Raw genomic sequence first — 12353 nt, 5'->3', positions numbered from 1 at the left:
GCAACTTGAACTGGTGCTTCTGGAGTCTGAGATTTTTCTAACGAACTTAGCTTAAATTCTGGTTTTTCTACTGTCGGAGCTGGTTGGTCACCTACGGTTGATAATGGACCTGTGTAGGCTGGTAGCTCATGTTTCAAGGCCATAACTGAGTTGACTCCACCCTTGAACTCTGGTTTCTCTACCGTCGGTGCAGTTTGATCGCCCACGCTTGACAATGGACCTGTGTACTCTGGTAGTTCGTGTTTCAAGGCCATAACTGAGTTGACTCCACCCTTGAACTCTGGTTTCTCTACTGTTGGAGCGGCTTGGTCACCTACGGTTGACAATGGGCCTGTATAAGCTGGTAGCTCATGTACCAAAGCTTCAACTGCATTCACACCACCCTGAAACTCTGGTTTCTCTACTGTCGGTGCAGCTTGGTCACCTACGGTTGATAATGGACCTGTGTAGGCTGGTAGCTCATGTACCAAAGCTTCAACTGCATTTACACCACCTGTAAATTCAGGTACCTCAAGCACTGGTGCTGGTTCTTCACCCTTGCTTGATTGAACAGGTTCTTCTGTCAATTCTTGATAGAAGCTCGCCAATTCATAAAACTCAGCCTTGCCACCTTCCCAGACCAGTTTAACATCTAGAAGAGAACCACCATTTCGGATAGCAAAGGTTTGGAGACTAGATGTAATGGCACCAAGATCTGTCCAACTTTCTTGTCCATCCTTAAGTGTTCTCGCTTGAACTCGTGCTTTCGCTCCTTCAGGAAGGCTTGAAACAAGGCGTAGATGGTTGGCATTGGTTGGTTCTGATAAGTGGTAAATCATTTCTCCCTTATCTTGTTCTGCTTTGTAGCTAGTCAAAACTTTTCCATCTACGAGATTAGTATAGAAGTTACCTCGGCTTTCGCCACCGTTTCCTTCTACAGTTGGATCATTGATTGGTTTGACAAATTCGCCATCATTGATCACCAATTCTGTAAATCCTACAAAACGAGCATCATAGTCAGCTGTATAGAGGACACGAAGATAGTTGGCTTTGACTGGTGTCGTCAATTCACCCTCGATGTAACGATTTCCTGGCATCTTAGAATCATGTGTCCAACCATCTGTCAATGAATCATCGTGTGTACTATTGACTACACCATCTCCCACTGTCACAACATCCGTCCAAGTTTTACCGTCTTGGCTGACTTGGATTTTACCATCACGAAGATAGTTTTGAGTTCCATCTTGGATGTAGGCTCTGATCTTCTTAATCGTTCGTTCACTACCAAGTTTCAAGGTTACATGGCCATCTTTATGGGCATAGTCTGAAAACTCAACGAAGTTGTTGTACACACCATCAAACAATTGATCTAGGTTATTAATCTTACGAACATCATTACTTCCATATGTTGGATGAATGCCCATAGTTGTAGATTCTAGTTTGGTTGGTTGCACTTCTTTAGTCGTTACAAGGAGAGAAGTTGATGGAACAGCCTGTTCTTGGTCTGTTTTATTAACAAGACGAACATAACGTACCAAGTGGGTTGCGACAGTTCTATCTGTTAACTGGCTAGCTGGTGTCCATTCTTGAGCATTTGCAGAGTACTCTAGGCTAAGAGCAGGGTTGGCCTGACCTTGGAGCTGGATGCTCTTGACTTGATGAATACGGTCAAGCTTCATTCCTAGATAGCTATGAGCAGGAAGTTTAGTTCCAGCTGGAATTTGAAGTTCATAACGTCCCAAGCTATCCACTACCGGTGTTTCCTTCAAGGCGTCCACGTTGGTATCTGTTAAGTCAAGATTTGGACTATCGACATCTACTGTAAATTCCGCAATTCTCCACCACTTATTTAAGGTTTGTGTATTGCGAATGCGAACAAAACGAGTTGTAAATTCTTGCACGATATCAGAAGTTCGTTGCCCTGATAAATTTTGAAGCGTTGTCCAATTTGTACCATCTGCAGAATATTCGATGACACCAGATGCTAGTTTGTCTCGTTCTCCTTGCATCAGATGAACTCGTTTTACTTTATGCAGTCCACCTAAGTCCATTTGTACCCAGGCTTGCGCTGGTGTGACATTGGTCTGATCAACATGTGCCATCATGGATTCTGTGTTTTCTCGACCATCTTGCATCTGAACAACACTTGTTCCATATTTGTAAACAAGGTTTGGACTTAAACTAATAGTGCCACTAACTTTCTTACTACCCAATTCTAGGGGTCTATTTACAGCTATTTCACGCATGGCGAGCCAAGCATTATCCTTCTTAGCTGTTGCTATCATACGAACAGCTTGAGCTGTGATATCGAGGTCATTAAATTCCAGAATGCGTTCTCGACCAGTATATGCAGGGCTCGTTATGGCTACCCATTCTCCTTTTTCATTTTGATATTCCACAACTGCATTACTAAAGGTATAGTTATCGGCCGTATTAGTACCCGTAGCGAAACCTAATTTGTGTATTTTAATCGCCTTATTAAAGCGTAAGCCTACATAATCACCTCTCTCAATTACAATGGTTGTTTTGGCAATCACATGTGTATCAAAGTCACCATCTGTGACTTCTTTCAATCCGCCTTCTATTCCAGCACGATTCGTAATAAATGTTGTCACAAATTTATCTGGATTCAACATTGCTTGAATATGTAAGGCTAAGTATTCTTTGAGATTATTGATAAATGGTCGAATATGTTGGACACCAAATTCTGCGTATTCATAATGGTCAACGTAAAAGAAGGCATGTTTAACTGACTGGTCATAATGTTTGACTCCTGCCTGATAGTACTCCCATACCTTGGCATCATTCTTTTCAGTAAGACCTTCTGTAGCTGTTAGGAAAGCTTCAAGCGCGTTCATTTGATCTACTGTATTATCTAACCAATAGTGAATTTGTTCGATTAATTTCTGATCGCCTTTTTCTTTAAGTAGAAGAGCATTGGCTTTCAAACCAGCAAAAATGTCCCTCAACTCTTTTCTTTCAGAATCCAGATTTTGACCAGATTTGAGTTTGTTATAGAATTCTGTCAATTTTGGAGCCAATTTTACAGACTCTTCTAATTTAGTGACATGGGGAGGTCTATTTTGATTGCGCATGTGTTTTCCGAGTTCTCGAAAAGCCTTTGAAACACTGCTTTCTTCAAAATGATCGTTGACTACATAGTTAAAGGCCATATCGTTGATTTGTTCAGCTTCTTCTGCACTTCTCCATTGCTTCCATCCATACTGAGCCATATCAAAAAGTGCCACTTTAGATGCTTCAGATTGTTGCATTGGATTTAGCACAATTCCTTGTGCAAGCGATAAATCAACATTTGGATGTAAGAATTTTTCACCACCTCCAAGAATTAGGTGGGGTTTTGTATTGTCATTACATGGCCAGTTAATCCAGAACTGAATTGGACGGTAAGTCTTACCACCTTCTGTTAAATTTTTCTTTAAGTTCGTTAAGAATGTTTGATCAACAGCCCCCCAGACCTTTCCACCAGTAAGAGTTAAATGAACATTTTCAGGAAGATGTTCATTCAAGGTCCGAAGTTCAGCTTCAGTTCCTTGCCCCATGTACCAGGCAGGAACAAAAATCATATCTTTACGGAGACCACTGTATGTTGTTTGTTTTTCAGTCAACCAATTTGTGATATCCTTCATCAAGCGAACATAACTATGGTAACCACCAACTGGGCTTGGTGCATCATCTGCAAGCACACCAAATTCACGCACTCCCACGTCCAACAACTGAGTAAACTTAGCCTTTATTGTTGCAAGGTCAGCCTGGTAATGCGCTTCATTGCCAAAGCGGATACGATTGTTCATAAATGGATGGATGGTCCAAACATAACGTGTTTTCGTTTGATTACCGACACGTGCAAGTTCTCGGATTTCAGCCAGTTTTTCTTCTGGGTAAAGTTCACGCCATTTCTTATTGTGGTATGGATCATCTTTTGGTGCGAAATAGTATTGAGTTAACTTCAATTCACTTCCATAACGCATCAATTCTTTACGATTTTCATTAGACCATGGATTTCCATAGTAACCTTCGATGAAACCACGGTTCTTAATTTCAGCGTAATCTTCCACTGTCACATTGCGAAGAACTGGAACTTGACTTTCCTTAAGCATGTGTTTCAAGGTTGTCAAACCATAGAAGACTGCATCTGTGTCTTTTCCGACGATAGAAATCGAATTATCCTTGATGGTCAAGGCATAGGCATCAATCTTGTCAAAGAGACCTGCTGAAACCTTGGACATATTTTGCTCTGCTTGTGAACCTTGTCCATGCACTCCAAGATAGATATTAGTTGCGCCAGAAACTGCCGTTTTACTAGTTTTGTAAGATACTTGATTGTCCTGCAAGACACTCTTCAAGCGATTACGAGTATAGATATCGAGTTGATCTCCCATAACCAGATTGACTTGCTTACGAAGGGCTGTGACTCCTTCTCCATAAGTCACTTTTTGTGGAGTTGGGAAGACCTTGTACTCTTTCTTGAGATAATCTGCGCTCTTGCTGGCAGCTGCAATACTATCTTCGCTAGCTGGTTTGCTTGCAGTGAATTGATCCGCTAGTTCAACTGTTCCATCACCTGTTTGTTCTACTTTTGGAGTTTCAGGTGTAGTTGGTTGACTAGGTTTAGAGATTTCTTTATCATTTTGTCCTCCACTCATAGCTTCAGACGGCTTTGTTTCATTCTCTGGAATTCCAGGTGCTTCAGCTGGTTTAAGATTATTTGTCGAATCAGTAGAACCAATCGTTCCTGTAGTTTCTCCATTTCCAACTGTCGAGCTAGCTTCCTTCCCAGTATTTTCTTCTGCTTTCTTCAAAACTGCCGCAAGTTCATCAGGTAACTTTTCTAATGGCTCAGCTTGAGTTATAGTTCCCTCTTTATCTCCTACACTACCTGTTTCTGCAGCCTCTACTAGATTAACACCAAAGATACTGGCACCAATCATAACAGAAGCTACTCCAATAGCGAATTTACGAATACTGTAATGACAACGTTTATTGAAAAAATTTTTATCCATCTTTATCTTATCTCCTTTCGTCCAAACACGAAAGTAAACGATTCCATTTTCACTAGTAAAGACGGGGAGGACTAATTGGCCCTCTCCATCTATTCGACTCATTTATCGATTCATTTTTTATCTTCTACCAATCTATACAACTAGAATGGTATTAGGCGCACAGACTAGTCCTCTTTGCGTTTTGCAGTTAATAAAGCTGCTGACAAGGCCAAGGTAACACCTGCCAAGAAAATAGCTGTTTCTGACTGTTTTTCACCAGTTTCTGGCAATCTCTTGTCTTCCTTGGCAACTTGAACTGGTGCTTCTGGAGTCTGAGATTTTTCTAACGAACTTAGTTTAAACTCTGGTTTTTCTACTGTCGGTGCTGGTTGATTACCTACTGTAGCTAGAATACCACGGTACTCTGGAAGTTTATGTTCTAGAGCCATTACAGCATTAACGCCACCCTTAAATTCAGGTTTCTCAACACTTGGTACTGCTTGATCTCCTACTGTGGCTAGAATTCCTGTGTATTCTGGAACTTCATTGACTGCTGCTTCTACAAAGTTAGCACCACCTTTGAATTCTGGAACTTCGTTTACTGCCGCTTCTACAAAGTTAGCACCGCCTTTGAATTCTGGAACTTCATTGACTGGAGCTGGCTCCTCGCCTTTACTACTTGAAATAGTTGTTTTCAGTCCAACTTCAACAATGCGATCCTGAGCCTTTCTTTCTTCAGAATGAACAAGACTTCTAGTAGTACCCAAAACTTGAATATAGTCAACTTTTTCTCCATCCTGACCTTCAGAAACAATACGACGTTGACCTTGAGCAAGTTCAGGATTTTCACGAATAACTTCTTTAAACGGAAGTGAAGTCTTTTCAATTTCCAAACTTGGTACTTCTGCAACTAAGTTCTTAACGCCTTCTGTCGGTGTTGTTTGGAAGGTAGACTTAAAGTGTAAACGATATTCTTTCACCAGATTTCCATCTTTGGAAACAAGACGAACGAGTGTTGGAAGATTTGTATTTCCATGATCCACTACCGTGACTACTCCATGTCCACTAGTTGTCGCAGTGACTTTTGGTTTAGTTCCCATTGTTGTTAGGGTGTACTCTGTCACATTTGGATCAAAGTTTTCCAATGCTTTTCCATCGATCGAAATAGTCGCTGATGGTGTTTCCACTTCTGCTCCCTTGCCTGCAGAATAGGCTGTAAATTCTACAAGTGCAAGACCATTGGTAGTAGCCTTACGAGTCATGCGAGCACGAATAGCTGTCGTTTGAACCGGATCAAAGTTAAACTCGATTGGTTTACCAGCTACTAATTCTCCAGAAGCTTTGTAAGGAATTGGTGCCCAATTTTCTGCCTTATTGAATGGATGATCGGCATTTTCTTCATAACGAGAAATCGTACTTGGTTCTGTAAATTCTGGACCAATATATCTTTCTAGAACCATTTTCTCAGGAGCATCTGTGCCACTATCTTTAAAGAACTGAAGGGCTACTTTTCCGATAGATTGAGAAGTAATTTTTCCATCCTTCTTAAAGAGTAATCCAACAGAAGTTTCTTGATTTTTCGGAGTACGAGACCAGTTTGTCCAACGTCCATCTTCATTGTATTTTCCATCATTGATATAGAAAATTCTATCATGTGAAGCTGCTTGAGTATCGTTCGTTGTCGAAGCAAAGGCTTTAGAATCTTTGTCATTGTTGCTTGGATTTTCTGAAATGATTTGATTGCCTTTAGAAACAACTGTCACCTGCATGATAGTTGTTAGATTTGTACCAATAACATGACCGGTAACTTGGAATGTTCCCTCATGCTCTGTCGCATGTTCAGGAATAGCATCCCACTTCACTGCAAGTTTATCTGTAGTCCAATTAGTTGAAGTTGGATAATAAACACTTACTTCTGAAGGAAGTTGAAGATTGTCTCCAACATTCAAGATTTTAGCACTGTTTTCTGCAGCAAGAGGTTGACTAGTTTCTCTCTCATCATTACGGTAGATTCGATATTCTTTTAAAATAGTACCATCTTCAGCCTTCAAAATAAGACGTGTCGCACCTTTTGGACTTGTTGCTGGAACAAGAGTAACCAAACCATTGTTGCTAGCTGTTGCAGTAATTTCCTTGCTAGATTGAGGAATATAATAATCTGTTTTCGATGGATTAAAGTGTTCAAGATCCTTGCCATCTACTTTGATAGAAATATCTGAACTTGTTTCACTTAAGACCTTGTTTCCAAGGACAGTTAGCTCTGTCAAACCAACACCTGATGTTCCATCAGCCTTCTTCATACGAATACGCACAGCGTAGGTTTCGACCTTGTCAAAGGTAAAGTGATTGGTTTGAGTTGCAGATAGCTGACTTGGAGCATGTAAGTTTTCAACTGCTTTCCAATTGTCTGGATTATTAAATGGATGATTAGTATCACGCTGAGCATGACTGACATCACTTGGTAAATCTGGAATTTCTTTACCTACATAATATTCAACTACATATTCTTTTGGAAGACCAATTGCTCCATCAGTATAGAAATCAACTGATAAATTGTTGACAAAACGTTTCGTCAAGTCTCCTGAATTACCAAACAAGATAGAAGCCCAGTCATTATCAGTATTTGTTCTCCAAGTAGTCCATCTATTTTTAGCATCTGTTGGCGTTCTTGACACAGTCAGGTCGTTCAAGGTATTAGCTGAATCATCTCCTCCTGTATTGGACACAATGGCAGCTGGCAATTGCGAACCTGTCCATTGTTTAGAGATATTATTTCCAGCAACAACTTGACTAGATACTCGAACATGAGCTTTAGTGGTCAGATTGCTACCCACTAAACGACCATTGATTTCATAGACTCCTTCAGTTTGACTAAAGTTGGCTGGAACCTGATCCCAAACTACATCTTTATAGATAGTTGTTCCATTAGAATGGTAAGCACGAACATTAGCTGGCAATTGAACTGTCTCACCCTTAGGTACTGTGAGGCTGACTTCCTCTGCAACTTGTAAGCCTTCAACTGTCACCGTTGCTTGAGCTTCAATGTCTGTGCCTTCTACATGTCCTTTAAGGGTAAAGCTATGATAGCGACCCAATTCTTTTTCATCTACCTTGTCCCAAGTTACAGATACTTTGCGTGGCAAGCCCTTATCAAATTCTGCCCCAACTTCTTTAGGTAGATTCGGTTGCTGATTAATGTCTGTAGAAATAGATACAGGATGAAGTTTCACAATCTTCTTGCTGACTTTATTCTCTTTAATCACTACTTCAGTAGTTACAGATTCTGTTTCCTCTGTTTGATTATCGATTCGAGGTGTCAAAGTCACTCTTCCCTTAGTATAGAGCAATAGATTCTGACCATTTACCTCAAGATGCCCACCATCAGATGATTTAGCTTCTAGGTGAATATCTGAAGCTGAAAATTCTGTTTGAGAACCATCCTCATAACTACCAATGACACGATAAGTTAAAACCTGATCTTCAGTAGCAGTTTCTTTTCCTTCCACAACTACTTCCAAACGTTTCAAGGCAGGAGCTTCCTTCACAAACTGAATTAGGTAAGTTTGAACCAAGTCACCCTTTTGGTCACTCAAGAAGACAGAAGCCTGATAACCATTATCAGCAGAAGCTTGCTGAACAGTTACTTGATAACCAGTAGTCTGAGCCCCAACACTTGGAATTGTTCCGGTGTAAGGAAGGGATACACGGTAATAAGTCTTGCCAGACTCGAAGTTCTCAAGAGCTTTATCCCCAACAGTAAGTCCTGTAATGCTACTTGTTGTTTCCTTACTGCTTGCGATAAAGGTTGCCGTAACTTCATGGCCATCATCTACCAATTTACCAGTAGCTTCCGTACGTCCCCCTTCCTTGGTCAAAGCAGCAGGATCTTTCAAGGTCCAAGAAACAACATCAGTATCAATCAAGCTACCATCTGTCAGAACAGCTGTGACTGTTTTATCCAAATCAGCTGCAGTTGTACCAACTGGTACTGTAGCAACTTTTGGTAACCATTTATCTAAGGCAATCACTTTTACAAGTGCCTCAGCTTTGGCTTCAAAACCTTCTACACGTCCAGATACTTTTTTCTCACCTGCACTTGTAAGCAAGTCAGATGGCACGTCCCATGTTACAGTCTTTTCCTCAACACTACCGTCGCTATAAATAGCTGTTACTGTTTGAGGCAATTCAGGATTTGTTGTCACGTCAGTTGTTGCTTTTACAGGAGCAAAGGCTACAAAGTGACGGTTTTCTTTCTTACCAGACACAGTTGCGACCGTTGCGCTATCAGAAGTTAAACCAGCAGAATCTGCATAAAGAGTAAATTTACCTTCTTTTTCTGTTGATTTTACAATGACAACTCCTTTACCATTGAAAGCACGTCTTTGCCATGTTCCATCTGCTTGAGCTTTGTAACGCTCACGGCTAGCTTGTTCTCCATTATCGACCCCAACAATTTGTCCTTGACCATGAAGATTGAAATGAACAAGATTATTCGCTGTCGGAACCACATTCCCATCGCCATCAACAATTTCGTAATGGATGTAGGATAGGTCTTTCCCATCTGCAGTGATAACATGCTCTTCTTTAGTCAGACGAACTCTTGCTGGTTCCCCTGCAGTTGTCACACTATCACGCGCAATTTCTTTGCCATTTTCATCTCTAGCAATCGCAGTCAGTGTGCCGGGTTGGTATTTCACAAGCCACTCAAGATACAATTCACTTGGTTTAGCCCCTTCATGATAAGGACGTCCATCTTCTGTCCTTTTCTTCGTATATTCCTTTTTACCAAGCGACTGTCCATTTAAGAACAATTCTACACTTGCAGCATTTGAGAAGGTACGAACTGGAACCTTTCCATCGACTAGCATCTTGCGATCCTTAAGTGTCTCTTCAGTCCAGTTCCAATGTGGTAAAATGCGTACAGTTGGCTTTTCTTTAGCACTATACCACTCACTGCGATAAAGGTAGAAATCATTTTTTGGTAAACCAGCCGTATCGATGATACCAAAGTAAGAGCTTTTTACAGGTGTATTATCTTGGTTATGCCATGGAGTTGGTTCACCAATATAATCAAACCCAGTCCAGATAAATTGTCCGGCATAGCCAGCGCGATCACGGTCAAAAGTCCATGACTCAGTAGCTGTTCTTCCCCACCCAACACGGTCGTTACCATAATCAGATTGTTCATAGTGACGATTTGGACGGTTATCGTGTCCAAGGATTTGAGCAGGATTGTAATAAGAATCACGCGTTCTAGTAGCTGAAGAGGTTTCAGAACCATAAATGAGCCAATCTGGATGCGCTCTACGAACCGCATCATAAAAACGTTCACCATAGTTCATACCGACAGCATCCATGATTTCTGCGAGTTTCAAAAAATCACCTGTTGCTGCACGACTAAATTTATTTTCACCCATGGTGACATAACGCTCAGTATCAATCGCCTTGATAATAGCCTTCAGACGTTTAGCAGTTTCGATAGAGCGAGGACTACCATTTGCCTCTTCTACCTCATTTCCAAGAGACCACATGACGATAGACGGATTGTTCTTATCACGTTCTACCATTGTTCTAAGATCAAAATCAGACCACTTCTCCCCCTTCTTAGCTTCAGGATGAGTTGCATCTTGATCAAAGAACCGTCCATAGTCGTATGTTTTCTTACCACCATACCAGGTATCAAAAGCTTCCTCTTGCACCAAAAGACCTAAACTAGCTGCAGCATCAAGCAACTGAGGACTAGCTGGATTGTGGGTTGTTCGAATAGAGTTAACCCCCATATCTTTCAGGAGTTTTAATTTACGATAGGTAGCCTTATAATTTTCTTCTGCACCCAAAGCTCCATTATCATGGTGAATACTTACTCCGTGGAATTTCATGCGTTCACCATTCAGAGAGAAACCATCCTTAGCAGTCCAATTGAAATAACGGTAACCAAATGTATCTTCTGTTACATCAACTAGTTGACCTTCTTTATAAACCTTTGTTTTCAGCACATACAGTTGAGGATGATAACTTTTTGTCGTCCAAAGAGTTGGTTTATTAACTAGGATTGTTTGTCTGAAATCTGCAACTTCATTTTCTGCTAAATTCTTCGTTTCAGAGCGAACTAATTCTGATACAACCTTGCCTTCCTTAGTGAAAATTTGTTGTTCCACAAAGACTTTAGCAGCCTTCTTATCCGTATTCTTAATCTTACTTTGAACCTGTGTTTCAACATTCCCTTCTTTTTGCTCAGCAAGTTTTGGAGTAGTGATATGATTACCATTTTCGGTAACATGAACTTTATCACGATAACTAAGGGTTACATCACGATAAATACCACTTCCAGAATACCAACGACTACTTGGTTGTTTATTGGTCACTTGAACAGTAATTGAATTTTCACTACCATCCTTGTTTAAAAACTTAGTGATATCATAAGAAAAATGATTATAGCCACTTGGATAATGTCCTACAAATTTACCATTTACATAGACCCTAGAATCCATGTAAACACCGTCAAAATTGATACGTACATCCTTGTTCTTATCAGCTTCATTAACTGTGAACGTTTTGCGATACCAAGCCGTTCCACCATTTAACTGTCCACCTTCGTTTCGAGCAGGAGACTTATGGTCAAAATCAAAATAAATACTCCAATCATGCGGAAGATTCAATTTAGACCAATCATGAACATCCACATCTTTTTTTGAAAAATCGCCTTGGGCATTTAGTTTAAAATACCAATCTTTATTAAAATCTTGTTTTCGCTCCGATAATAGCTGTTTTTCCTTTTCAACTTCAGCTTTGTTTGACTCTCCAGATAGTGCTTGCGATTTTTCAGAAGAAGGTTTGATCTCTGTGTCTGATTTCACTTGGTCCTTTTCAGAAGTTTTTTTAGAATCCTCTTTTACTTCTGTTCCAGCTGTTACTGCAGATTCAACAGGCTTTGGATTTGCCTCTTCAGATTTCTGTTTGTCCTCAGCTTTGTTTCCTTCTTCTACTTTATTTGGAGTTTCCACTTTAGGGCTAGCTAATTCATGACTACCCTCATTAGCAGGTCTAGTAGGTTCTGTATCCTTAGTCACTTTATCTTCTGTCGACTCAGCTTTGGGTTTTACAAACTCACGCCCACCATTCTCATCAGCCTTTGCGATAGCAGCTGCCACATCATCAGGAAGCTTATCTAAAGGCTGAGGTTGATGAACAGTTGTTTCTCCTGTTTGAGTATTGGATGAAGCCACCTCCTCAGCTTGTACAGCTGAAATGCCAAATATACTAGCCCCAATCATTACAGATGCCGCACCTATTGCAAATTTACGAATGCTATAATGACAACGTTTATCAAAAAGTCTTTTGTTCATTAAAATCCTCATTTCTTTTTCTCGATAC

1 protein-coding gene and 2 pseudogenes are annotated in these 12353 nt (G+C 40.5%); all 3 read right to left on the bottom strand.

Features of this window, described 5'->3' with window-relative positions; genetic code table 11:
• Positions 1-4613: pseudogene (locus tag N5909_RS07340) on the bottom strand (SIALI-17 repeat-containing surface protein); the annotation flags it as partial.
• Between the two features lie 321 nt (positions 4614-4934).
• Positions 4935-5000 (bottom strand): annotated as a pseudogene (locus N5909_RS07335) (YSIRK-type signal peptide-containing protein); the annotation flags it as partial.
• Between the two features lie 164 nt (positions 5001-5164).
• The gene (locus tag N5909_RS07330; protein ID WP_271631057.1) at positions 5165-12325 is read right to left on the bottom strand and encodes an SIALI-17 repeat-containing surface protein; all 7161 of its coding nucleotides are present in this window, start codon (positions 12323-12325) and stop codon (positions 5165-5167) included.
• Between the last annotated feature and the right edge of the window lie 28 nt (positions 12326-12353).

This window comes from Streptococcus gwangjuensis, from assembly GCF_028156745.1.
GTDB classification, from domain to species: domain Bacteria; phylum Bacillota; class Bacilli; order Lactobacillales; family Streptococcaceae; genus Streptococcus; species Streptococcus gwangjuense_A.
The sequence above is the reverse complement of the archived record's forward strand: the minus strand, read 5'-3'. Positions and strand labels throughout refer to the sequence as shown.